Source organism: Streptomyces sp. NBC_01446 (assembly GCF_026340095.1).
GTDB classification, from domain to species: Bacteria; Actinomycetota; Actinomycetes; order Streptomycetales; family Streptomycetaceae; genus Streptomyces; species Streptomyces aureus.
The window spans coordinates 3,984,256-4,008,206 of record NZ_JAPEPO010000001.1 but is presented as its reverse complement, the minus strand read 5'-3'; the positions used below and the strand labels follow the sequence as shown (position 1 = coordinate 4,008,206).

The window sequence follows — 23,951 nt, the reverse complement described above, 5'->3', positions numbered from 1 at the left end:
CGAACTGGCGGCGTGGCACGTGCCGTCCCGCCGTCCGGATCACCGCGAGGAGTAGCCTCGCCGGCATGTATGCGATCACGATTCCGGAACCCGGTGGACCTGAGGCGCTCGTCTGGGCGGAGGTTCCCGATCCCGTACCCGGTGACGGCGAAGTGCTGGTCGAGGTGGCGGCCGGGGCCGTCAACCGCGCCGATCTGCTCCAGCGCCAGGGCCTCTACAACCCGCCGCCCGGCGCGACCGCCATCCCCGGCCTCGAGTGCGCGGGACGCATCGTCGCCCTCGGCGCCGGAGTGTCCGGCTGGTCCGTCGGCGACGAGGTGTGCGCGCTGCTCTCGGGCGGCGGTTACGCCGAGAAGGTCGCCGTCCCGGCCGGCCAGCTCCTGCCCGTACCCGAGAACACCGACCTCGTCACGGCGGCCGCGCTGCCCGAGGTGACCGCGACCGTCTGGTCGAACGTCTTCATGATCGCCCACCTGCGCCCCGGCGAGACCTTCCTCGTCCACGGCGGCTCCAGCGGCATCGGCACGATGGCCATCCAGCTGGCCAAGGCGATCGGCGCCAGGGTGGCGGTGACGGCGGGTAGCAAGGAGAAGCTCGACTACTGCGCCGAGCTCGGCGCCGACATCCTGATCAACTACCGCGAGCAGGACTTCGTGGAGGAGATCAAGCGGGCCACGGACGGCGCGGGCGCCGACGTCATCCTCGACAACATGGGCGCCAAGTACCTGGACCGCAACGTCCAGACGCTGGCCACCAACGGCCGCCTCGCGATCATCGGCATGCAGGGCGGCATCCAGGGCGAACTGAACATCGCCATGCTCCTCAACAAGCGCGGCGCCATCACCGCGACCTCGCTGCGTGCGCGCCCGCTGTCCGAGAAGGCAGCGATCGTCGCGGCGGTACGGGAGCACATCTGGCCGCTGATCGACTCGGGCCGCGTCCGGCCCATCGTCGACCGGAAGCTGCCGATGAGCGACGCGGCGCAGGCGCACCGTGTCCTGGAGGAGAGCGGGCACATCGGGAAGGTGCTGCTCACCGTGGAGTAGGCCGGGCGGCGGGCGGCGGCGTGGCCGGAGTGAGCGGAGTGGCACCAAGGTGCCGGAATTGTTGCGTCATGTGACGCTGATTCCGGGATTCCTCTGATCTTGGTGACTCGATTCCGGGAGGGGCGCGCGGAATGACTCCACGCCTCCGCACCACCGGCCGCCCGCTGCCGCCGCTGCTGTGGCCACTGCTGTTCCTGGCCCTCCTCTCCGGAGCGGCCACCACCGGCACCTACGCGTACGCCGCCGAACCCTCGCCCACGCGCGCCCCCGCCTCTGCCGATGACGAGGCGAAGGCCGGCAGCCGCCCCGGCGAGGGCCGCACGCCGCCGGGGCGGGCCGAGTCGAAGCCGCCGGTCCACGACCGCCCCGAAGAGGCCCCGCCCACGCACCGGCCGCGCCGTAAGCCCTCCGCGGCCGCACCGTCCGCGCCCGACACCGAGAAGCCCTCGGCCAGTGCTTCCCCCGGACGGCCCAGCGCATCCCCCGCCCATCCGAAGGCCCCCTTCGCGGCACCCTCCACGGCCTCCTCCCGCAAGGGCCACTCCGCCCGGAAGAGCCACTCCGCCTCGGCGTCCGCGGCCTCGGACGTGCCGAAGCGCTCCCACGCTCCCTCGGCCTCGGCGGAGCCGTCGCGCACCCGCTCGGCCCACGCCGCGATACCCGTGCCCCCGGAAGAACCGCAGGCCTGGGAGGAAGACCCCGACGAGCAGCAGGTCCAGCCGTCGGTCCGGCCCACAGACGTCCCCGCGGACAACGTCGGCCGCACCCCGCAGCAGGCCGTCGCCGAACCCGTGATCCCCGGCGTGGGCGTCCTGCCGCTGGGCTCCGGCCTCGTCCTGGTCGGCCTCGGCGTCGGATTCCTGGCCCTGCGCCTGCGCCGCACATGAATCGCTGCCGCACATCGCTGCCGCCCATGAGATACGTGCCGCCCATGAAATCCGCCCCGAACCCGAAATCTCCACTGCTCATGACATCCGCGCCGCCCAGGAACTCCACCCCGAACCGGAAATCGCTGCCGCCCATGACATACGCGCCGCCCATGACATACGCCGCCACGGCATCCGCCCCGAAGACATCCGCCCCAAAGACATCCGCCCCGAAGACATCCGCCCTCACGGCACACGCCTCCCGCTCCTTTCAAGCCCGAGGCCGTCCTTCACGACCGGCCCGTGGCCCGCGTTCGTCGCCCCGCCCGCCCCGCAAACCGCCGCCGCCCTCGCTCAGGCCCGTACGCGCCGGGAACGCCGTCGCTCACGGTGGGAACACGCCCGAACACGGTGGATCACTCTCGTATGGGGGCACTACCCAGGTGTGATGGTGCGGTACGAGAGAATGGCGGCATGGAGATGCCGAGGAACGAAAGGTCGCCGGAGAGCCCCCAGGTCCTGGTCGTGGGCCAGGACGGAATGGCGCTCGGTGGCGGTGGAGACGACGACTCCCGCGAGGTCCCGGTGACGGAGATGGTGGAACAACCCGCCAAGGTGATGCGCATCGGCAGCATGATCAAGCAGCTGCTCGAGGAGGTGCGGGCGGCTCCTCTGGACGAGGCGAGCCGGGTGCGGCTCAAGGAGATCCACGCGAGCTCCGTGAAGGAGCTCGAGGACGGTCTCGCGCCGGAGCTGGTCGAGGAGCTGGAGCGCCTCTCCCTGCCGTTCACCGACGAGGTGATCCCGAGCGACGCCGAACTGCGGATCGCGCAGGCTCAGTTGGTTGGCTGGCTCGAGGGACTCTTCCACGGGATCCAGACGACACTGTTCGCGCAGCAGATGGCCGCGCGGGCCCAGTTGGAGCAGATGCGTCGCGCGCTGCCGCCCGGCGTGGGCGGAGAGGATGACGACGACCCGCGGGTGGCCGGCCGCTCCGGAGGCCCGTACTTGTAGAGGTGCCGGGCGCCCCCTACCTGGAACGCCCAGCCCGGTACCTGCAGAGACCCGAATCGAACCCTTAACGCGAAGGCGCCCGGCCGGTCATGGTGACCGGCCGGGCGCCTTCGTATGTCTTGTGCTGGGAGGGTGGCGGCTCAGGCCCCGCCGTCGGTGCCGCCCGGGTCGTTCCCGCCCGGGTCCCCGATGGCGCCACCCGTGGACGGGCCCCCCGTGGGCGGGGTGGGATCGCCCGTGGGCGGCTCCTCGGACGTCGGCTGGGTCTTGGACGGCGTCGGGTCGGACGGCTCGTCGCTCGGCTCGGGCGCGCTGTCGGACGGCGTGACGTCACCCGTGCTGGGCTCCTCCGACGGCGTGTAGTCGGAGCCCCCGCCGGTCCCGGCGCCCGGGTCCGTCGTGGCGCCCTCGGTGGCCGTGTCGTCGGAGCCCCGGGTGGGCTCCTTCTCCTTCTGGGAGTGCGACTGCGTGGGCGACTGGGTGGTGCCGGTGCCGCCCTTGTGATCGCCGCCGCCGGCCATCGCCCAGGCCGCGCCGCCCGCGATGGCGATCACGGCGAGGACCGCGAGGATCCACATCTTGCCGCGGCCGCTGCCGCCGCCTGAGCGGTGCCCGCCGTCGAAGCCGCCGTCGTCGCTGCCCGGGGGCCGCAGCATCGGCTGGGCCGCCGTACCGCCGTCGGACGGGTGCGGCAGCGCTGTCGTGCCCGCGACGCCCATGGCCGGGGTGTTGCCGCCGCTGTGCATGTCCGCGGCGACCGGACCGGTGTTCCAGGTGTTGGTGTGGCCGCCCTGGTCGTACAGCATCTGCAGCCCGTACTGGACGAGGCCGCGCATCTCCTCGGCGGTCTGGAACCGGTCGTCCGGGTCCTTGGCCAGCGAGCGCATGACGAGCCCGTCGAGCTCCGGCGGCGCCACGTCCGAGACCTCGGAGGGCGGTACCGGGGTGTCCTGGACGTGCTGGTAGACGACGGACAGCGGGGTCTCGCCGGTGAACGGGGGCCGCAGCGCGAGGAGTTCGTAGAGCAGGCAGCCGGTCGCGTACAGGTCGGAGCGGTGGTCGACGGCCTTGCCGAGGGCCTGCTCGGGCGACAGGTACTGGGGCGTGCCCATGACCATGCCGGTCTGCGTCATGGTCGACTGCGCGCCGTGCAGGGCGCGCGCGATGCCGAAGTCCATCACCTTCACCGCACCGGTGTGGGTGATGATCACGTTCGCCGGCTTGATGTCGCGGTGCACGATGCCGTGCTGGTGCGAGTAGGCGAGGGCCTCCAGGACGCCGGAGACGATGATCAGGGCCTGCTCGGGTCCGGGCGCCTCGGCGTTCAGGAGGAGGTCGCGGATCGTGCGGCCCTCGACGATCTCCATCACGATGTAGGGGACGACCGAGTGGCCGACGGCGTCCTCGCCGGAGTCGTACACGGCGACGACGGCGTGGTGGTTGAGGCCCGCGACCGACTGGGCCTCGCGCGTGAAGCGGGCCTTGGAGACCGGGTCCTCGGCGAGGTCGGAGCGCAGGAGCTTGACCGCTACGGTGCGTCCGAGTCGGACGTCCTCCGCGGCGAAGACCTCCGCCATGCCGCCCCGGCCGAGTCTGTGGGTCAGCCGGTACCGGCCGTCGCCGACTAGCCCGCCGTTTCCCCACAACTCCGGCGCATCTGACATACCGCCGCCAGCCGCCTCGGGGTCGGACGGGCCCTGAGCGCGCTGCGTCTGTGCCATCAGTCCTCGCCGTCGTTTCTGTCCGCGTTCGTGTCCGCACTGTCGGATGTACGCGCGGTGGTCGTTACGGTCTCCGTCGGGCCACGCTACAGGCTCCGCCCGGCGCCCCGTCCCGAGATGGACCGGCCATCAAACCTTCTGAGGGCAATGCGATGCAAATCGTCTGGGCGGTTCCTGTAACGCTTCCGCGACGCTTCTTGCCCGTACGGTCACGGAACGGGCACCGAGCTTGACGTGCCGGTGCCACGGGGCAGACTTGGCCGGGAATAGTGGTGATCGATCACCGGCCGCGCCGATGGGGGACGTAGAAACATGAGCCAGGACGGCGCACAAGGCCGGTACGCAGGGCGTGCTGTCGCCGGCGGTCGCTACCAGCTGCGTGATCTGCTCGGCGAGGGCGGCATGGCCTCGGTCCACCTCGCGTACGACGCCGTGCTCGACCGCCAGGTGGCGATCAAGACGCTGCACACCGAGCTCGGGCGTGAGCAGGCGTTCCGTGAGCGCTTCCGCCGTGAGGCCCAGTCCGTGGCGAAGCTCACGCACACGAACATCGTCTCGGTCTTCGACACCGGCGAGGACGACCTCGACGGGATGACCACCCCGTACATCGTCATGGAGTACGTCGAGGGCCAGCCCCTCGGCTCCGTGCTCGACGCGGATGTCGCGCACTACGGCGCGATGCCGACCGACAAGGCCCTGAAGATCACGGCCGATGTGCTCGCGGCGCTGGAGATCAGCCACGAGATGGGTCTGGTCCACCGCGACATCAAGCCGGGCAACGTCATGATGACGAAGCGGAACGTCGTCAAGGTCATGGACTTCGGTATCGCCCGCGCCATGCAGTCCGGTGTCACGTCGATGACGCAGACCGGCATGGTCGTCGGTACCCCTCAGTACCTCTCGCCCGAGCAGGCCCTGGGCCGTGGCGTGGACGCCCGCTCCGACCTGTACTCGGTCGGCATCATGCTGTTCCAACTGGTCACCGGGCGGCTGCCGTTCGAGGCGGACTCGCCGCTGGCCATAGCGTATGCGCACGTCCAGGAGGAGCCGGTGGCTCCTTCGTCGATCAACCGGTCGGTGCCCCCGGCGGTGGACGCGCTGGTCGCCCGCGCGCTGAAGAAGAACCCGAACGAGCGCTTCCCGAGCGCCGAGGCGATGCGCGACGAGTGCCTGCGGGTCGCCCAGTCGCTGCAGGCCGCGGCGCCCAGCATCGTGCCGGGCGCGCAGACGTCCAGCGGTGCGGGTGTCGCTTCCGCGGTGTTCCCGCCGGTCGACCAGTCGACGCAGGCGCCGACCGGTCCGGTGCAGACGCCGTACCAGCCGGGCCCCTACGGGAGCCCGGCGCCGGCCACTCCGGGCTACGGATATCCGCAGCAGGGCTACCAGACCCCGCCGCCCACCTCTCCATACGCGCCTCAGCAGCACCAGCAGCACCAGCCGCTGCACCAGCAGACGCCACCGCCGTACACCATCTCGCCCCAGACGACGCCGAGTTCGGCGGTCTCCGGTGGCGGTGGCGGCAAGCGGAACACCGGGGTGATCGTCGGTTCGGTCGTCGTCGCGCTGATCGCGGTCGGCGGTCTGATCACGGCCCTGACGATGAACGGCAATGACGAGAAGGGCGGCGGCGACGCGAAGAAGTCGCCGTCGGCCGTCGCCGGTCACAAGGGTCCCGATCTGACGAAGACGATCGAAGAGGACGAGTGCAAGGAGCCTGACACGGGTTACAACGACCCGGACAAGGTCATGCTCCCGGACTTCACGTACAAGAACATCACGTCGGTCAAGGCCTGTCTGCAGGCCGCCGGTTGGAAGTTCGACATCAGGGACGTCGACGAGAACACCTTCGGTGAGGGCACGGTCATCGTGCAGTACCCCAAGGCGCGCACGGAGATCGACCCGAAGAACCCCGAGTCGATCCAGCTCCAGGTCTCCACGGGCGACCCGGCGACGGGCTGACCCGACCGATCCGGCCGACCCGACCGATCCGGCCGACCCGACCGATCCGGCCGCCGACCGACCCGGCTCACTGGCGGCCGGTCACTCGGCGAACGCGTCCCGCACCGCCCCATACTCGTTTGTCCACCACACGGCGAGCGCCGACGCCGCGGGGAACTGGGGGTCGGCGCGGTGGTCGCCGCGTTCGTAGCGCCAGCGCAGTATCCAGAAGTCGTTGAGCCGCTCCCACCACACGCGGTGGACGGCGGCCGCGAGTTCGTCCGCCCCGGCTCCCGAGGCGCGGCGGTACGCGCGTGCGTAGGCCCGCACCTTCGGCAGGTCGAGGGTGCCGACGGGACGCACGAAGAAGATCACGGCGGCGCGTACGGCCTCCTCGGCGCGCGGCTGCACCCCGAGCCGGTCCCAGTCGACGATCGCGGCCGGTACGCCCCCTTGGTAGAGCAGGTTGAACGGGTGGAAGTCCCCGTGCACCCAGCCGGTCGCCGAGGCCTGCGGAGGTCGGCGCCCCGCGCAGGACTCCAGGAGTGCGCGGCGCTCCACGAGGCGGTGCCGCGCCAGCTCGTCGAACGCGTCGTGCGGCCGATGGCGGCGCACCCGCGCCAGCAGCGTGTCGATGAGCTCAAGAGTGTCCGCGGGATCGGCGCTGGCCCGCCCGCGCGCAGGCGCGGCCCCCATGACCTGCTCCAGACACGCGTGTACGAGTCCCAGGAGCGCCCCGAGCGTGCGGCACTGGGCCGCCGTGAGCTGGGCGCCGCTGCGGTGGCGGCCCTCGACCCAGGGGTGCAGGGCGTAGCTGGCGCCGCTGATGACGGTGACGGTGCGGCCGTCGGCGGCGGGCAGGGGCGGGGCGACGGGGACGCCGAGTGCGGCCAGGCGCTCGGTGGCGCGGTGCTGGCGGGCGATGGCGGCCGGGTCGGCGGTCTCCGGGTCGAAGTGGTGCTTGAGGAAGTAGCGGCCGTGCGTGGTGGCGAGCCGGTAGCCGCGGTTGAGCAGGCCCTGGTCGACGGGTTCGCAGGCCAGCGGTGAGCCGGCGTCGTACTGCCGCAGCAGGGCGCGGAGAGGTGGGGCGGAGTGAGCAGATGAGCGCGGCACGCGCCAGATGTTAGGGCACCCTGGGTAGTGGGTGGCTACAGAACGTGGTGAAAGGGCCGCTTCGGATGACGGGCGCCGGCCGTCGGTTCGTGCGCGGTGACGAACTGGGGCTCGATCCGCGGATGGACGAGGTCGAAGGGCTCCCCGTCGACGAAGCGGGGCGTGGGGCCGAACAGGTCGAGTTCGCCGGGGGCCGGTTCGACGGCCTCGCAGGTGCCGGCGAACTGGACCGACCAGTGGCCGTCGGCGGGGCCGCCGTGGTTCAGGTTGTCGGCGCCGTACGCGACGACGCTGCCGGCGCAGGCCCGGTGGTAGCCGTAGCCCTTGTGCAGCCGCAGGACGACCCGGCCGTCCGCCACGATGTGGCGGGCCGGGGCGAGGAAGGGGAGCGCGCGCATGCTGGTCGCCACCCGGCCGTGGTCCACGCTGTCGATCAGCTCGACGGCGCGCTTCTCCCGGGCACGGTCTTCCTGGAATTCGGAGGGCATGTTTCCAGGTGCGCCGGCGGAAGCGTCCCGCAAAGAGGCCCCGGCCCCGTGTGAAAGGGACGGAGGTCCCGAATTCAGTGGTGCTTCTCGGCCTGCAGCCGTGCCACATACGCGGCGGCCTGCGAGCGGCGTTTCATGCCCAGTTTCGACAGCAGGCTGGACACGTAATTCTTGATCGTTTTCTCGGCGAGGTGGAGGCGCTCCCCGATGACCCGGTTGGTCAGGCCCTCGCCGATCAGGTCGAGGATCTTGCGCTCCTGGTCGGTCAGGTTCGCGAGCCGGTCGTCCTCCTTGCCGCGGCCGCCGTCGCGGAGCCTTTCGAGGACGCGGGCGGTGGCGACGGGGTCGAGCAGGGACTTCCCGGCGGCGACGTCGCGGACCGCGTTCAGGAGTTCGTTCCCCCTGATGGCCTTCAGTACGTAGCCGGATGCGCCCGCCATGATCGCGTCGAAGAGTGCCTCGTCGTCGGCGAACGAGGTCAGCATCAGGCACTTGATCGACTCGTCCTGGGACCGGATCTCGCGGCACACCTCGACGCCGCTGCCGTCCGGGAGCCGCACATCCAGGACGGCGACGTCGGGGCGCGTGGCGGGGATGCGGACCATGGCGTCGGCTGCCGTGCCGGCCTCTCCGACGACCTCGATGTCCGCCTCCGTGGAGAGCATCTCGTGCACTCCACGGCGTACGACTTCATGGTCGTCGAGTAGAAATACGCGAATTTTTCCGTCTTCGGACACGCGGCCAGTCTCACATACTGGCTCTTCCCGTGCCCGAGGTGACCGGGATAACGTGCCCGTGTTCCGGCCGCTTGCCAGGCTTGTGACCGGTGCTCCGAACAGTGCTTTGACCGCGTCTGACCAGCGAGTGTTCCGCAGTTGCTCGATTTACTTGGATATCCAAGCAAAATCGCAGGTCAGATGGGGTTTCGCAGATATGTGGGGCACTGGGTAACGTGCAGGGTGCAGGGCGCTCGCCGGGACACCTGTCACGCCTTTACCCGGCCGAGTCGCACCCACCCCGTGCGCAGGACGGATCAGGCGAGCCTTCCCCAGGCCCTCAAAAGGCCGGGGGGAGACCCCCAGGCTTTCCCGGCGAACCCGGGGGCCGGACCGACGGAGGAGCACACGTGACCGTGGACAGCAATGCCGCCGCGCGTACGCCGCGCAAGCGCACCGCTGCGAAAAAGTCTGCGAAGAAGTCCCCGGGGGCGGGAGCGCCCGACCTCGTTCAGCTGTTGAGCCCCGAGGGCCGGCGCGTGGAGGACCCCGCGCACGCCGAGTACGCCGCGTTCGTCGAGGACATCACGGCCGACGAGCTGCGCGGCCTGTACCGCGACATGGTCCTCACCCGCCGCTTCGACGCGGAGGCCACGTCGCTGCAGCGACAGGGCGAGCTGGGCCTGTGGGCCTCGCTGCTCGGCCAGGAGGCCGCGCAGATCGGCTCGGGCCGCGCCACGCGCGACGACGACTACGTCTTCCCCACCTACCGCGAGCACGGCGTCGCCTGGTGCAGGGGCGTCGATCCGACGAACCTGCTCGGCATGTTCCGCGGCGTGAACAACGGAGGCTGGGACCCGAACAGCAACAACTTCCACCTGTACACGATCGTCATCGGCTCGCAGACGCTGCACGCCACGGGCTACGCCATGGGCGTCGCCAAGGACGGCGCGGACAGTGCGGTGATCGCGTACTTCGGTGACGGCGCCTCCAGCCAGGGCGACGTCGCCGAGTCGTTCACGTTCTCCGCGGTCTACAACGCGCCCGTCGTGTTCTTCTGCCAGAACAACCAGTGGGCGATCTCGGAGCCGACCGAGAAGCAGACCCGGGTGCCGCTCTACCAGCGCGCGCAGGGCTACGGCTTCCCCGGCGTCCGCGTCGACGGCAACGACGTGCTGGCCTGCCTGGCCGTCACCAAGTGGGCCCTGGAGCGGGCCCGCAGGGGTGAGGGGCCGACGCTGGTCGAGGCGTTCACGTACCGCATGGGCGCGCACACCACCTCCGACGACCCGTCGAAGTACCGGGCCGACGAGGAGCGCGAGGCGTGGGAGGCGAAGGACCCGATCCTGCGCCTGCGCGCGTATCTCGAGTCCGAAACTGACACGGACGAGGGATTCTTCGCGGAACTCGAGGCCGAGAGCGAAGCGTTGGGTCTTCGAGTGCGCGAGGTCGTGCGGGCCATGCCGGACCCGGACCGGATGGCCATCTTCGAGAACGCGTACGCGGACGGGCACTCGCTCGTCGACGAGGAGCGTGCCCAGTTCGCCGCCTACCAGGCGTCGTTCTCCGATGCCGAGGGAGGCAACTGATCATGGCGGTACAGAAGCTTCCGCTCGCGAAAGCGATCAACGAGTCGCTGCGCGTGGCGCTCGACACCGACCCCAAGGTCCTCATCATGGGTGAGGACGTCGGCAAGCTCGGCGGCGTCTTCCGCGTCACGGACGGGCTGCAGAAGGACTTCGGCGAGGACCGGGTCATCGACACCCCGCTTGCCGAGTCCGGCATCGTCGGCACGGCGATCGGCCTCGCGCTGCGCGGGTACCGGCCGGTCGTGGAGATCCAGTTCGACGGTTTCGTCTTCCCCGCGTACGACCAGATCGTCACGCAGCTCGCGAAGATGCACGCCCGCGCGCTCGGCAAGATCAAGCTGCCGGTCGTCGTGCGGATCCCGTACGGCGGCGGCATCGGCGCGGTCGAGCACCACTCGGAGTCGCCGGAGGCGCTGTTCGCGCACGTGGCGGGCCTGAAGGTGGTCTCCCCGTCGAACTCGTCGGACGCGTACTGGATGATGCAGCAGGCCATCCAGAGCGACGACCCGGTGATCTTCTTCGAGCCGAAGCGGCGCTACTGGGACAAGGGCGAGGTCGACACCGAGGCGATCCCCGGGCCCCTGCACGGCGCGCGCACGGTGCGCGAGGGCACGGATCTGACGCTCGTCGCGTACGGGCCGATGGTGAAGGTCTGCCTGGAGGTGGCCGCGGCCGCCCAGGAGGAGGGCAAGTCCCTGGAGGTCCTCGACCTGCGCTCCATGTCGCCGATCGACTTCGACGCGGTGCAGAAGTCCGTCGAGAAGACCCGCCGGCTCGTCGTGGTGCACGAGGCCCCGGTCTTCCTCGGTACGGGCGCGGAGATCGCCGCGCGGATCACCGAGCGCTGCTTCTACCATCTGGAGGCGCCCGTGCTGCGGGTCGGCGGCTATCACGTGCCGTACCCGCCGGCGCGCCTCGAGGATGAGTACCTGCCGGGCCTCGACCGGGTGCTCGATGCCGTCGACCGCTCGCTGGCGTACTGAGGAGAGGGCCGTGACGACGATGACAGACGCTGCGCTGGCCGAGTTCAAGATGCCCGACGTGGGCGAGGGACTCACCGAGGCCGAGATCCTCAAGTGGTACGTCCAGCCGGGTGACGCGGTCACCGACGGGCAGGTCGTGTGCGAGGTGGAGACGGCGAAGGCGGCCGTCGAGCTGCCGATCCCGTTCAACGGTGTGGTGCGCGAGCTGCGCTTCCCCGAGGGGACGACGGTGGATGTGGGGCAGGTGATCATCGCGGTGGACGTCGCGGGCGGATCCGGTTCCGCGGCCGCTGCCCCCGCGCCCGTTTCGCTGCCGGAGCCCACGGCGCCCGAGCCCGAGCCCGCGCCTCAGAGGCGGCAGCCGGTGCTTGTGGGGTACGGGGTTTCCGAGGCGTCGACGAAGCGCCGCCCGCGCAAGGGCGACGTGGTGGCGGCCCCCCCGGCGGTCACGCAGCCCGCGCCCGCGCCCGCGCCGGAAGCTCTGGCGAAGGGGAACGGGCGCCCGCTCGCCAAGCCGCCCGTGCGCAAGCTGGCCAAGGATCTGGGTGTCGACCTCGCCTCGCTCACGCCGTCCGGTCCTGACGGCGTCATCACCCGCGAGGACGTGCACGCGGCCGTCGCCCCGGCTCCCGAGCCGGTCGTGACGCAGGTACAGGCACAGGTTCAGGTCCAGGCACAGTCGCAGGAGCCGGTCGCCGCCGCGTCGGCCGGCGTCCAGGACGGCGTCCGCGAGACCCGCATCCCCGTCAAGGGCGTACGCAAGGCGACCGCGGCCGCGATGGTGGGCTCCGCCTTCACCGCGCCGCACGTCACCGAGTTCGTGACGGTCGACGTGACGCGGACGATGAAGCTCGTCGAGGAGCTCAAGGCCGACAAGGAGATGCAGGGGCTGCGGGTCAACCCGCTGCTGCTCGTCGCCAAGGCCCTGCTCGTCGCGATCAAGCGGAACCCCGAGATCAGCGCCGCCTGGGACGAGGCCGCCCAGGAGATCGTCCGGAAGCACTACGTGAACCTGGGCATCGCCGCCGCCACACCGCGCGGTCTGATCGTGCCGAACATCAAGGACGCGCACGCCAAAACCCTGCCCGAACTGGCGACGGCACTGGGCGAGTTGGTGTCGACGGCCCGCGAGGGCAAGACATCGCCGGGTGCCATGCAGGGCGGCACGGTGACGATCACGAACGTCGGAGTCTTCGGTGTCGACACGGGCACCCCGATCCTGAACCCGGGCGAGCCCGCGATCCTCGCCGTAGGCGCGATCAAGCTCCAGCCCTGGGTCCACAAGGGCAAGGTGAAGCCCCGCCAGGTCACCACCCTGGCCCTCTCCTTCGACCACCGCCTGGTGGACGGGGAACTGGGCTCGAAGGTGCTGGCGGACGTAGCGGCGATTCTTGAGCAGCCGAAGCGATTGATCACCTGGGCGTGAGCGAACGACACGGGGCCGCCCCTGAGGGGTGCGGCCCCGTGTCGCGTACCCCTGGGGCTAGCCGCCCGGCCGGGGCCGCGCTCACCGGGTGGCTTGCCGAGCGCGGTTCGGCGCACAGACCTTGGTGCCCACCTGCCTGATCACCCATTTGGGCCGTTCCCCCCGCGCCACGTTGGCAACGTGGTTGTCATGGTGCGGCCGTTCGGCACGTGGGCAGGGGTGCCGTTACGGGCTCAACGCATCTGTGGGCGTGTTCTGCGTCGGGGGCGGGAACGACAAAGGGGGCCTGCCGCGAATCCGCGGCAGGCCCCCTTTGGTATGCGGGTTACTTCTTGAAGCCGTAGTCCATGAGCTTCTTCGCGTCCGCCGTGCGGTTCGTGACGGAGGAGGAGGCGAGGACGGTGCCGATGACCGTCTTGCCGTTGCGGGTGGCGGCGAAGACCAGGCAGTACTTGGCCTCGGGGCCCGAGCCGGTCTTCACGCCGATGGTGCCGGAGTAGCTGCCGAGCAGGTTGTTCGTGTTGGACCACGACATGTAGCGGTAGCCGCCGCTCTTCGTGGTGACCTTCTGCTTCGTCGACGTCGTCTTGACGACCGAGCGGAACGTGGAGTTCTTCATCGCCGAGGACGCGATCTTCGTCAGGTCGCGCGGCGTCGAGTAGTTCGAGCCGCTGCCGATGCCGTCGAACGAGTCGAAGTGCGTGTTCTTCAGGCCCATGTCGGTGGCGGCCTTGTTCATCTTGCCGATGAAGGACTTCACGCGGGCGGCGCGCGTGCTGCCGGAGCCGAATTTGTCGGCCAGCGCGTACGCGGCGTCGCAGCCGGACGGGAGCATGAGCCCGTACAGGAGCTGGCGGACGGTGACCTTGTCGCCGACGATCAGGCGGGCCGACGACGCGCTCTTCGCGACGATGTAGTCGCTGTACGCCTTCTGGATGGTGACCTTGGAGTCCAGGTTCAGGTTCGACTGCGCCAGGACGACCTTCGCGGTCATGATCTTGGTGGTGGAGCCGGTGGAACGGCGGGTGTCGGCGGCCTTGGTGAACAGGCTCGTACCGGTCCCGTTGTTCATCACGTAGCCGCCCTTGGCGACGATCGTGGGGGTGGGCAGCGTGGCCGCCTGCGCGGAGGTGGCGAAGACCCCGCTCGCCAGGACCGCACCGGCGGTCACGGTGGCGGCGGCGGATACGCGGCGAATGCGCTTAATGCGGGTTTTCAAGTTGAACGCTCCAAATGCCCCTGGAATGCGGCCACATGAGGGTGCCGCTCGGTGAAGAGACTCATGAGCGTGCCAGATGGATGTGCCGGGATGCGGAGTATTTGTGGCGAGAGCGCGGCGACCGTCGTTTCGGGGTGCTGCGTCCGCATCCTGGACGGCCTCCGGTGATGCGTACGTGTTGTATCTATGATGTGCGCATGTCTTCAGTGCCCCCGTCCCCCACCGCCGTCAAGCGACCACCAGCGGCCGACCGCGTCTACGACCACGTCAAGCGCAGCGTCCTCGAACGCCGCTACGAGGGCGGGACGTTGCTCACCGAGGGCGAGCTCGCCGAGGCGGTAGGGGTGTCCCGCACCCCGGTGCGCGAGGCGCTGCTCAAGCTGGAGGTCGAGGGGCTGCTCAAGCTCTACCCGAAGAAGGGCGCCCTGGTCCTGGCCGTCTCCGCGCAGGAGATCGCGGACGTCGTCGAGACCCGCCTCCTCGTCGAGGAGCACTCCGTACGCAAGGCGGTCCCCGCGCCCGCGAGCCTGATCGCCCGCCTGGAGGAGCTGCTCTCGCTCCAGCAGGCCCAGGCCGCCGCCGGCGAGTTCGCGGACGCGGCCAGCACCGACCGCTGCTTCCACGCCGAGATCGTGCGCAGCGGAGGCAACGCGATCCTCTCCCGCCTCTACGACCAGCTGCGTGACCGCCAGCTGAGAATGGGCGTCGCCGTGATGCACTCGCACCCGGACCGGATCGCCAAGACGCTCACCGAGCACGAGGAGATCCTCGACGCGCTGCGCGCGGGCGACGCCGAGGCGGCCGTCGCCGTCGTCCGCCGCCACGTCGGCTGGTTCTCGAACCTGGCGCGGGGCGAGGTCCGATGAGCAGCTCCGCCGGCACCGCGTCGCTGCCCGGGGATCCGCCCGGCGGCCGCAGGGCCATGGGCGTCTGGTCCATCGGCGTCGCCGTCTACTTCGTCGCCGTCATCTTCCGGACCTCGCTGGGCGTCGCGGGCCTCGACGCCGTCGAGCGTTTCCACATCAACGCCTCGGCGCTGTCCACGTTCTCGATCCTCCAGCTGCTCGTCTACGCGGGCATGCAGATACCCGTCGGCCTGATGGTCGACCGGCTCGGCACCAAGCGCGTCCTGACGATCGGTGTCGTCCTCTTCACCATCGGCCAGCTCGGCTTCGCGTTCTCGCCCTCGTACGGGACGGCCCTCGTCTCGCGCGCACTGCTCGGCTGCGGCGACGCGATGACGTTCATCAGCGTGCTGCGGCTCGGCACGCGCTGGTTCCCCGCCCGGCGCGGGCCGCTGGTCGCGCAGCTCGCGGGCCTCGTCGGCATGGCAGGCAACCTCGTGTCGACCCTCGTGATCGCGCGGCTGCTGCACGGCGTCGGCTGGGAAGCCGCGTTCGCCGGCAGCGCGCTCGCCGGAGTCGTCGTGCTCGTCCTGATGCTGCTCTTCCTCAAGGACCACCCCGAAGGCTTCGAGCCGGAGCCCGTGCGGCACACCGGCGGGGCCTTCGTGCGCGGACAGATCCTCGCGTCCTGGCGTGAGCCGGGCACACGGCTCGGCCTGTGGGTCCACTTCACGACGCAGTTCCCGGCGATGGTGTTCCTGTTGCTGTGGGGCCTGCCGTTCCTGGTCGAGGCGCAGGGCCTCTCGCGCGGGACCGCCGGTGAACTGCTCACCCTCGTCGTGCTGTCCAACATGCTGATCGGGCTCGTCTACGGGCAGATCGTGGCCCGGCACCACACGGCCCGGCTGCCGCTCGCGCTCGGGACGGTCGCCGGAACGGCGCTGATGTGGGCCGTGACGATCGCCTACCCGGGGGAACACGCGCCGATTTGGCTGCTCGTCATGCTGTGTGTCGTGCTCGGGGCGTGCGGGCCCGCGTCCATGCTCGGGTTCGACTTCGCGCGTCCGGCGAACCCGCCGGAGCGGCAGGGGACCGCGTCGGGGATCGTCAACATGGGCGGGTTCGTCGCGTCGATGACGACGCTGTTCGCGGTCGGGGTTCTGCTGGATGCGACCGGCGACAACTACCGCATCGCGTTCTCCGCGGTGTTCGTCCTGGAGGCGCTCGGGGTGAGTCAGATCCTGCGGCTGCGCCGGCGCGCGGACCGCAGGGAGCGGGAGCGCCTGGTGGCGAGCCGGGTGGAGACGGTGCACGTGCCCGCGTAAGCGGTTCCCGCGTGAGGCTTCTCCGCTGAGACGTGACCGGTCTGAGGCGTACCCGTCCTGAGCCGTACCTGCGTAAGCCGTACCCGCGTATGACGTACCCGCGTAAGTCGTACCCGCGTAAGCGACGGGCCCCGGTTGCCGTCTCCGGCACCGGGGCCTTTCCCGTCCGCTCCGCGGTCCTGGCCCCCGTAAGGGCTACGGCGTTGTGGCCAGCGAGTTCAGGATCGCCTGGGCGAGGTCCAGGTCGCCCTCCGTCTTGATCCGGTCGGACACCGCGTCGGGCGTCACGCGGCCGCAGGCCAGCTTGACGTAGGTCTCCCAGTCGAGGGAGAGCGTCGCGGCCGGACCCAGCGACGGGGCGCCGTCGATCGTGCCGCGCCCGTCCGCGTCGACACGCACCGTGCGCAGGAACTCGACCGGTCCGTGCACGTCGAAGACCACCGCCGAGTTCGCGGGCGCGGACGCGTCCTTCGCGACGACCTTCGGCAGAACGGCGAGCAGCATGTCGCGCGTGACGTACGCGCCCGGGGAGTCGAGGTTGCCCGGCCGGCCGACGGCCACGCGCAGGTCCTGCTCGTGTACCCACACGTCGAACGCCCGCTTGCGCATGGCGAATTCGAGGGTCTCCTCCGTGCCGAGCGGCCCGCGCACCATCGCGCCCGGCTCACGCGACTCGTTGCGCAGCTGCCGGGAGCGCCGGATGATCGTGTACTCCAGCTCGGACGTCATCTCGGGCGCCGTGTGGTGGCGCCGCACGTCGACCTGCATCTCCATGTACCGCTGGTGATCGTTCTGTACGTGGTACAGGTCGCGCGGCAGGGTGTGGATGGGCCGCGGGTCGCCGAGCATCTCGCAGTCGAGGCCGATGACATGGGACACGATGTCCCGCACCGACCAGCCGGGGCATGGCGTGGCCCGGTTCCATTCGCCCTCCACCAGGGGCGTCACCAGCTCGGATATCGCTTCGATGGAATGGGTCCAGGCATCGGCGTAGGACTGAAGACTGGGGTGGAGACTCACGGAACGGGACCCCTCGGGCGGTTGTGGCGCGGGCATTGGGTGTCTTGGAACGCGTCTGCGGGGGTCCGGGGGGAACCCCCGGAAATGCACAGTACGCTGCTGGCAGTCACCCCGGCAGTGCTTTCGTGTGACGATCGTAGGCCTGTGTAGACGGCTCGAATGCCAGGACGGTGGTAGTGTGCGCGCCTCGCTCATCCAGATCCGTGTAGATGATGACGAATCGCCCAATTCCCGTCGGCTGCGGGCCGCTTCGATGGTGCGGGAACAAGCCGGGTCCGCCGACCTCGTCGTCCTCCCCGAGCTGTGGACCACCGGCGCCTTCGCCTACGAGGCCTTCGCGGCCGAGGCGGAGCCCCTGGAGGGCCCGACGTACGAGGCGATGGCGAAGGCCGCGAGCGACGCCGGCGTCTGGCTGCACGCGGGCACGATCCCTGAACGCGACCCGGACGGGCCGCTCTACAACACCGCGCTCGTCTTCTCCCCGGACGGCGAACTCGCCGCCGCCTACCGCAAGATCCACCGCTTCGGCTTCGACAAGGGCGAGGCCGTGCTGATGGGCGCGGGCGAAGAACTCGTCACCGTACGCCTGCCGGAAACCGTCCTCGGCGTCACCACCTGCTACGACCTGCGCTTCCCCGAGCTGTACCGGGGCCTCGTCGACCGGGGCGCCGAGACGCTCCTCGTGTCCGCCGGCTGGCCCGAGCGGCGCCGCGCGCACTGGACGCTGCTCGCCCAGGCGCGCGCCGTCGAGAACCAGGCGTACGTACTGGCCTGCGGCACCGCCGGTACGCACGCGGGGGTGCCACAGGCCGGACACAGCGTCGTCGTCGATCCGTGGGGCCAGATCGTCGCGGAGGCGGGCGCCGACGAGGAGGTCCTCACCGTCGAGTTCGACGCGGCGGGCGTCGCCGCGACCCGCGAGCGGTTCCCGGCGCTCAAGGACCGGCGACTGGGGCTGGAGCCGCCTCGGCGGTGAGGGACCGCATGCCTCTGCCGTCTGCCGCCCGTCGCTCGCCGTCATCTGTCAGCCGTCAGCCGTCACTTGTCAGTCGTCGCCCCGCTCCTTCTCCGCCAGATGGATCACGCACACCGCGATGGCGATGAGCAGCGCCGGGTCCGCGTCCTCACGGATGACGTCGACGCCGTACGTGTCACGGACCCGGAGCCAGCGGCGCGAGATGTGGGCGAGCATCTCGCCGTCGTACTCGACGACGAACTCGCGGTCCAGGATCTTTCCGCTGACGTCGAGCTCGGTGCCGTCGGCCAGTTCGACCCGGTAGTGGTTGCGCAGCAGCGACAGGCGCTTGCGCTTGATCTTGGCGAGGGCCTCGTCGCCGCGCTCGATGACCATCGTGTCGCGCAGGGCGAACATCTTCTCGTGGATGTCGATGAGCACCCGCCCGTCGGGCCCCTTCAGCTCGAAGGTGTCCCGCAGGCGCATCGCCTTTCCGTCGACGAGGAAGGCCTTGTGGCCCTGCTCGTCCTCGATCCAGTAGTCCTCGCCCACCGCGAAGAGCCGCTCTCGAACTTCGTATCTCATACGTCGAAGGGTGCCCAGCCCGGGCGTGAGGACTCGCGCCGGTCACCCGGGCGGCGGTGTCCCGAGCCGGCGTGCGAGGGGCCGTTCATGGGCGAGGACGTATCCCGTGGCGATCCCCACGCAGACGACCGTGAACAGCACGATGAGCCACGACAGCACGGTGAACACCATGCCGAGGGGGCCGAACGCGGCCAGGGAACGGTTCAGCGTGCGCGGCATGTAGAAGCGCGACGCCCAGGCCAGGACGACCACGCCGACGCCGGTCAGGACGGCGCCCGGCAGCAGTGGGAGCCACGCCACCCGGCTGCCGAGCAGCAGATGCTGCGTCCACCACCACAGCAGGATGCTCGACACGCACGACAGGGGCAGGCCGAGCCAGGCACCCGCTCCGAACCCGTCGCGCACCAGCCCCTGGACCACGAGGGCGGCCAGCCACACCAGGAGCCACACCACCCACCGCCACGCGATGAGGCGCAGGCCCGCCGGAGGCAGGTGCCAGGAGCGCTCGCACACGCGTTGCAGGGCGCGGCTGCACGCGGTCGCCGACACCAGCGTGATGACGATGCCGATGCTCCCGGAGGTCTCGCGAGTGGGGTCGTCGGTCGTCCCGAACGCCAGCCGGACCTCGTCGAGGGACGCCCCGGAGAGCCCGAGCGCGTAGGTGGCCGAGTCGACGAGCTGGTCGCGTACGGACGGCGGGGCGAACGCGGCGATGGCGATGAACACCGGGATCGCCGTCAGAAAAGCCTGTGCGGCGAGCCGGGTCGAGGAGTCCAGGAGGCTCACGTCGACCATCTGCCGGGTCAGGTTTGTGATGAACGGCAGCCGTTCGCGCAGTTCGGCGGCCCGCCCGGCGCCCCACCGCGCGACCCTGGTCAGCTTGCCGGGGGGGTCGCTTCGTGAACTGTCGTCCGTCATAGCTGCCAAGCGTCGGCCACGCGCCACCCGCTCCGCCCGCAGACGCGCCGCCGGGGCCCGTGGCGGCTACCGGGATGCGGTCCCGGGGTGCGCCGGCGCGGGCTCCGCGGGGCTCCGGCCGAACCTTCTGCGGTACGCCGACGGGCTCAGGCCCGTTTCCCGGCGGAGCCGGGCGCGCAGGTTCGCGGCGGTGCCCAGGCCGCTGCGGGCGGCCACCACGTCGAGGCGTTCCTCGCCGCGTTCGATGAGGCGGCAGGCCAGGGCGACCCGTTCGCCGGTGAGCCAGGCCAGCGGGGTCGTGCCGAGTTCGGCGCGGAAGCGGCGGTGCAGGGTGGCGGGGCTGACCGCGGCGTGCGCGGCGAGGTCGGCCACGCTCAGCGGCTCACCGATCCGCTCCTGCGCCCACGCGAGCAGCGGCGCGAGGGACTCGTCCGGCACCGCGGGCACGGGCCGCTCCACGAACTGCCGCTGGCCGCCGTCCCGGTGGGCGGCGAACACGAGCCGCCGGGACACCGCGTTGGCGATCTCGGCGCCGTGGTCACGGCGTACGACGTGCAGTCCGAGATCGAGCGCGGACGCGCTGCCGGACGCGGTGAGGATGTCCCCGTCGTCCACGAACAGCACGTCGGGCTCGAGGCGCACCTCGGGGAAGCGGGAGCGGAAGGAGTCCGCCCACATCCAGTGGCAGGCGGCCCGCCGCCCGTCGAGGAGCCCGGCCTCGGCGATGGTGAACGCGCCTGAGCAGAACCCGATGAGCCGGGCGCCCCGCGCGTGCGCTCGGCGCACGGCATCGAGGACGGCGGGCCGCCTCGGCACGTCGGTGTCGGGCCGGTTGGGCACGATGAGCGTGTCCGCGGACTCGACGGTGTCGAGACCGGCCACATCGGTCAGCGTGAAGAACCCGTCCCGCATCACCGTCCGCGCCTGGGGCGAGCAGAGCTGGAAGTCGTACAGCTCACGGCCGAGTTCGGGCCGGCGCAGGCCGAAGACCTCGATGGCGCAGGACAGCTCGAAGGGGTTGGAGTTCTCGTCGACGATCACCACGACGCGGTGCGGCGGGCGCTGCGCCAGGTCCTGTGAGGGGCGCTGCGAGGATTCTTTCGCCATATGCGATTTCTAGCACTCGCCGCGGATCGGTGCCGGGCGCAGGATCGGCGTATGGCCACCCGCGAGAACACGCCGATCGCCCTCGACGAGGCCCTGGCCTCCTTCGACGCCCTGTGGAGCCCCCGCATCGTCACCCGCGTCAACGACTACGACGTCCGCGTCGCGAAGGTCGAGGGGGATCACGTCTGGCACGTACACGACGACACGGACGAGTTCTTCCTGGTCGTCGACGGCGAGCTGACCATCGCCCTGCGCGAGCCGGCGGGCGAGCGGGATGTCGTCCTGCCCCGGGGGTCGGTCTTCACCGTTCTGCGCGGGACGTGGCACAAGCCGCGCTCCCCGAAGGGCGCCTCGATCCTCCTCCTGGAGCCCACCGGCACCCCCACGGTCGGGGACCACCACGACGACGTCCCTGATCATGTGGATGCCACTACGGGGCATGCGCTCGCTTAGTGGCACCCTTGACCCATGAACGATGTCGACCCCGCGCCCCGTCGCGCCCGTGTCCGTGCCCCCGAGCTCATCGGCAAGGGCGGCTGGCTCAATACGGGCGGTAAGCAGTACAGCCTGGCCGATCTGCGGGGACGCATCGTCATTCTGGATTTCTGGACCTTCTGTTGTGTGAATTGTCTGCATGTCCTCGACGAGCTGCGTGAGCTCGAGGAGAAGCACCGGGACACCGTCGTGATCGTCGGGGTGCACTCGCCGAAGTTCGTGCACGAGGCCGAGCACGCCGCCGTGGTCGACGCCGTCGAGCGATACAACGTCGAGCACCCCGTCCTCGACGACCCCGAGCTGGCGACCTGGAAGCAGTACGCCGTGCGGGCCTGGCCCACGCTCGCGGTGATCGACCCCGAGGGGTACGTCGTCGCGCAGCACGCCGGTGAGGGGCACGCCCACGCCATCGAGAAGCTGGTCGAGCAGCTGGAGGCGGAGCACGGCGCGAAGGGGACGCTGCGCCGCGGCGACGGGCCGTATGTCGCCCCCGAGCCGGTCGCGACGGATCTGCGCTTCCCCGGCAAGGCGCTCGTGCTGCCGTCCGGGAACTTCCTGGTCTCCGACACGACCCGGCACCAGCTCGTCGAGCTGGCCCAGGACGGCGAGAGCGTCGTACGGCGGATCGGCTCGCCCGGCCACTTCAACGAGCCGCAGGGCCTCGCGCTCCTCGACGACGCGACCGTCGTCGTGGCCGACACGGTGCACCACTCGCTGAAGGCCGTGGACCTCGTGAGCGGGGACATCACGACGCTCGCGGGTACCGGCCGGCAGTGGTGGCAGGGCGCGCCGACCAGCGGCCCCGCCCTCGAGGTGTCGCTGTCCTCGCCGTGGGACGTCGCCGTCTTCGGCGGCAAGGTGTGGATCGCCATGGCGGGCGTGCACCAGCTGTGGACGTACGACCCGGAGACGAGGAGTGTCGCCGTCGCGGCGGGCACGACGAATGAGGGGCTCGTCGACGGGCCGGGAGCCGAGGCGTGGTTCGCGCAGCCGTCCGGGCTCGCGGCGACCGGCGAGCGGCTGTGGGTGGCCGACTCGGAGACGTCCGCGCTGCGGTACGTCGACCTGGACGGCGCCGTGCACACGGCGGTCGGTACGGGTCTCTTCGACTTCGGGCACCGGGACGGCGCCGCCGAACAGGCGTTGTTCCAGCACCCGTTGGGCGTGACGGCCCTGCCGGACGGCTCGGTCGCGGTCTCGGACACGTACAACCACGCCCTGCGCCGCTACGACCCGGCGACCGGTGAGGTCACCACCCTGGCGACGGATCTGCGGGAGCCCAGTGACGCGGTGCTCGTGGGTGGGGACTCCCCGGACATCGTCGTGGTGGAGTCGGCGCGGCACCGGCTGACGCGGCTGCGGCTTCCGGAGGAGGCCGTGCGGGTCGAGGCGGTCGCGCACCGGACGCAGCGCGCGGCGACCGAGGTCGCCGCGGGCAAGCTGCGGTTGGACGTGATCTTCCAGGCTCCCGCGGGTCAGAAGCTCGATGTGCGGTACGGGCCCTCGACCCGGCTCCTGGTCTCCTCCACCCCGCCCGAGCTGCTGGTCGCGGGGGACGGGGCGGACACGGACCTGTCGCGCGAGCTGGTCCTGAACCCGGAGGTGGCGGAGGGCGTCCTGCACGTGTCGGCGATGGCCGCCTCGTGCGACGACGACCCGGCCAACGAGTACCCGGCCTGCCACGTCCACCAGCAGGACTGGGGCGTGCCGGTCCGGCTCACCGAGGGCGGCGCGGACCGGCTGCCGCTGGTGCTGGCGGGGATGGACGACCGGGGATGACCGGGACTGTCAGGGCTGACCGGGGCTGACGGAGTGCCGGTCAGCCGGCGTACGGGCGCTTGGTGTTCCAGGACAGCACCTCGATGCCGTCGGCGCGCTTGCCGGCGTACTCCACCTCGCCGGGCGTGACCAGCTTCACGGACTCGCTCGAGTCGTCGGGGTTGTTCCTGACCAGGGACAGGCGGATCGACGTGAAGTAGTCGTCCTCGGCCTTCGTCTCCTGGTAGACGTTGATCGCGGAGTAGACCGTGCCGCCGGGCTGGACGACGATCGGCTGGGCGGGCTGCTGGTCGTCCTTGGCGAGCGGCGCGTCGCCGTTGGCCTCGCCCGGGGTCACGACGGGGAACTTCCGCACGGTGCAGGCCGTGGCGGAGCGGTTGACGGCCGTGATGAGCAGGTGGTCGCCCTGCTGCTCGGGGTTCTCGCGCTTGAGGGAGTAGTCGAGGTAGCCGACCTTGCACTCGGGGGTGTTCTTCGCCGCCGTGCCGCCGGTCGTGCCGGTGCCGCCGGCGGTGCTCTTGCCGGTGCCGGTGCCGGTCTGCTTCGCGCCGGCCGCGGCGGCGTCCGTGCCGCCGGAAGCCTTCGACGAGTCGCTGCCCGAGCCGCTGTCGGAGCCGGTGTTGTCGGCGCCGGAACCGGCGGAGTCGGTGGCCGCCTTGTCCGTGGAGGCGGCGCCCGAGTCCTTGGTGCCCTCGCCGCTGTTGCAGGCGGTGAGGGACAGACTCAGGGCCGCGAGGGCGGCGACGGCGAGGACGGTGCGGGAACGGTTGCGGTGGGCGTTCATGGTGGGCTCCCCCGTGTGA

The 23,951-nt window shown here is 70.8% G+C and carries 22 protein-coding genes; 12 read left to right on the top strand and 10 right to left on the bottom strand.

The window, feature by feature from the left end; genetic code table 11:
- Positions 1-65 precede the first annotated feature (65 nt).
- From OG456_RS17945 to OG456_RS17935, 3 genes are all read left to right on the top strand, one after another.
- Positions 66-1,046, top strand: a complete 981-nt coding sequence (locus OG456_RS17945) for an NAD(P)H-quinone oxidoreductase (protein WP_266562189.1) — start codon at positions 66-68, stop codon at positions 1,044-1,046.
- 131 nt (positions 1,047-1,177) lie between these two features.
- Positions 1,178-1,933, top strand: coding sequence for a hypothetical protein (locus OG456_RS17940; protein WP_266562187.1), 756 nt, complete (start codon positions 1,178-1,180; stop codon positions 1,931-1,933).
- 453 nt (positions 1,934-2,386) lie between these two features.
- Positions 2,387-2,926, top strand: a complete 540-nt coding sequence (locus OG456_RS17935; protein ID WP_266562185.1) for a bacterial proteasome activator family protein — start codon at positions 2,387-2,389, stop codon at positions 2,924-2,926.
- Between the two features lie 140 nt (positions 2,927-3,066).
- Here the strand turns inward: OG456_RS17935 and OG456_RS17930 are convergent, their stop codons facing one another.
- A complete protein-coding gene (locus tag OG456_RS17930) occupies positions 3,067-4,647 on the bottom strand; it encodes a protein kinase (protein WP_266562183.1) in 1,581 nt (526 codons plus the stop codon).
- Between the two features lie 312 nt (positions 4,648-4,959).
- Here OG456_RS17930 and OG456_RS17925 point away from each other — a divergent pair, with 312 nt between their 5' ends.
- The gene (locus OG456_RS17925) at positions 4,960-6,606 is read left to right on the top strand and encodes a protein kinase (RefSeq protein WP_266562181.1); all 1,647 of its coding nucleotides are present in this window, start codon (positions 4,960-4,962) and stop codon (positions 6,604-6,606) included.
- 81 nt (positions 6,607-6,687) lie between these two features.
- Here OG456_RS17925 and OG456_RS17920 read toward each other — a convergent pair whose 3' ends face one another.
- From OG456_RS17920 to OG456_RS17910, 3 genes are all read right to left on the bottom strand, one after another.
- Positions 6,688-7,698 carry a phosphotransferase gene (locus OG456_RS17920; protein ID WP_266562179.1) on the bottom strand — a complete coding sequence of 337 codons (1,011 nt, stop codon included), beginning with the start codon at positions 7,696-7,698 and terminating at the stop codon, positions 6,688-6,690.
- Positions 7,699-7,733: 35 nt separating this feature from the next.
- Entirely contained in the window at positions 7,734-8,186 is a 453-nt protein-coding gene (locus tag OG456_RS17915) for a pyridoxamine 5'-phosphate oxidase family protein (RefSeq protein ID WP_266562177.1), read from the bottom strand.
- A gap of 74 nt (positions 8,187-8,260) precedes the next feature.
- Entirely contained in the window at positions 8,261-8,923 is a 663-nt protein-coding gene (locus OG456_RS17910; RefSeq protein WP_266562175.1) for a response regulator transcription factor, read from the bottom strand.
- A gap of 389 nt (positions 8,924-9,312) precedes the next feature.
- On the opposite strand from OG456_RS17910, the gene pdhA reads away from it, so the two are divergent.
- The 3 genes from pdhA to OG456_RS17895 are packed head-to-tail and all read left to right on the top strand — an operon-like array spanning position 9,313 to position 12,900.
- Positions 9,313-10,491, top strand: coding sequence for a pyruvate dehydrogenase (acetyl-transferring) E1 component subunit alpha (gene pdhA / locus OG456_RS17905; RefSeq protein WP_266562173.1), 1,179 nt, complete (start codon positions 9,313-9,315; stop codon positions 10,489-10,491).
- A 2-nt stretch (positions 10,492-10,493) separates the two neighbouring features.
- The gene (locus OG456_RS17900; RefSeq protein WP_266562171.1) at positions 10,494-11,474 is read left to right on the top strand and encodes an alpha-ketoacid dehydrogenase subunit beta; all 981 of its coding nucleotides are present in this window, start codon (positions 10,494-10,496) and stop codon (positions 11,472-11,474) included.
- Between the two features lie 10 nt (positions 11,475-11,484).
- Positions 11,485-12,900 (top strand): dihydrolipoamide acetyltransferase family protein, encoded by a 1,416-nt coding sequence (locus tag OG456_RS17895; RefSeq protein WP_266562170.1) that lies wholly within the window; start codon positions 11,485-11,487, stop codon positions 12,898-12,900.
- A gap of 325 nt (positions 12,901-13,225) precedes the next feature.
- On the opposite strand, the gene OG456_RS17890 is transcribed toward OG456_RS17895, so the two are convergent.
- On the bottom strand, positions 13,226-14,119 hold the full coding sequence (locus tag OG456_RS17890; RefSeq protein ID WP_266562168.1) for a D-alanyl-D-alanine carboxypeptidase family protein: 894 nt from the start codon (positions 14,117-14,119) through the stop codon (positions 13,226-13,228).
- A gap of 197 nt (positions 14,120-14,316) precedes the next feature.
- On the opposite strand from OG456_RS17890, the gene OG456_RS17885 reads away from it, so the two are divergent.
- Positions 14,317-14,985 carry a GntR family transcriptional regulator gene (locus OG456_RS17885; RefSeq protein WP_266562166.1) on the top strand — a complete coding sequence of 223 codons (669 nt, stop codon included), beginning with the start codon at positions 14,317-14,319 and terminating at the stop codon, positions 14,983-14,985.
- Positions 14,982-16,289 carry a nitrate/nitrite transporter gene (locus tag OG456_RS17880; protein ID WP_266562164.1) on the top strand — a complete coding sequence of 436 codons (1,308 nt, stop codon included), beginning with the start codon at positions 14,982-14,984 and terminating at the stop codon, positions 16,287-16,289. Before OG456_RS17885 ends, OG456_RS17880 begins: the two co-directional genes overlap by 4 nt.
- A 195-nt stretch (positions 16,290-16,484) precedes the next feature.
- Here OG456_RS17880 and OG456_RS17875 read toward each other — a convergent pair whose 3' ends face one another.
- Entirely contained in the window at positions 16,485-17,309 is an 825-nt protein-coding gene (locus tag OG456_RS17875; RefSeq protein WP_266562162.1) for a maleylpyruvate isomerase family mycothiol-dependent enzyme, read from the bottom strand.
- Positions 17,310-17,487: 178 nt separating this feature from the next.
- Between OG456_RS17875 and OG456_RS17870 the strand changes: the two genes are divergently transcribed.
- Complete coding sequence (locus OG456_RS17870; protein WP_266562160.1) at positions 17,488-18,285, top strand: carbon-nitrogen family hydrolase; 798 nt, start codon at positions 17,488-17,490, stop codon at positions 18,283-18,285.
- 69 nt (positions 18,286-18,354) lie between these two features.
- Here OG456_RS17870 and OG456_RS17865 read toward each other — a convergent pair whose 3' ends face one another.
- The 3 genes from OG456_RS17865 to OG456_RS17855 all read right to left on the bottom strand — a co-directional run bounded on the left by OG456_RS17865 (position 18,355) and on the right by OG456_RS17855 (position 20,874).
- Positions 18,355-18,849, bottom strand: a complete 495-nt coding sequence (locus OG456_RS17865; RefSeq protein ID WP_266562159.1) for an LURP-one-related/scramblase family protein — start codon at positions 18,847-18,849, stop codon at positions 18,355-18,357.
- A gap of 42 nt (positions 18,850-18,891) precedes the next feature.
- Positions 18,892-19,767 (bottom strand): YhjD/YihY/BrkB family envelope integrity protein, encoded by an 876-nt coding sequence (locus OG456_RS17860; protein ID WP_266562158.1) that lies wholly within the window; start codon positions 19,765-19,767, stop codon positions 18,892-18,894.
- A gap of 66 nt (positions 19,768-19,833) precedes the next feature.
- Positions 19,834-20,874, bottom strand: coding sequence for a GlxA family transcriptional regulator (locus OG456_RS17855; RefSeq protein WP_266562157.1), 1,041 nt, complete (start codon positions 20,872-20,874; stop codon positions 19,834-19,836).
- A 51-nt stretch (positions 20,875-20,925) separates the two neighbouring features.
- On the opposite strand from OG456_RS17855, the gene OG456_RS17850 reads away from it, so the two are divergent.
- Entirely contained in the window at positions 20,926-21,327 is a 402-nt protein-coding gene (locus OG456_RS17850) for a cupin domain-containing protein (protein WP_266562156.1), read from the top strand.
- 15 nt (positions 21,328-21,342) lie between these two features.
- Positions 21,343-23,148 carry a thioredoxin-like domain-containing protein gene (locus OG456_RS17845; RefSeq protein ID WP_266562155.1) on the top strand — a complete coding sequence of 602 codons (1,806 nt, stop codon included), beginning with the start codon at positions 21,343-21,345 and terminating at the stop codon, positions 23,146-23,148.
- A gap of 40 nt (positions 23,149-23,188) precedes the next feature.
- Here OG456_RS17845 and OG456_RS17840 read toward each other — a convergent pair whose 3' ends face one another.
- Complete coding sequence (locus OG456_RS17840; RefSeq protein ID WP_266562154.1) at positions 23,189-23,932, bottom strand: DUF4232 domain-containing protein; 744 nt, start codon at positions 23,930-23,932, stop codon at positions 23,189-23,191.
- Positions 23,933-23,951 lie beyond the last annotated feature (19 nt).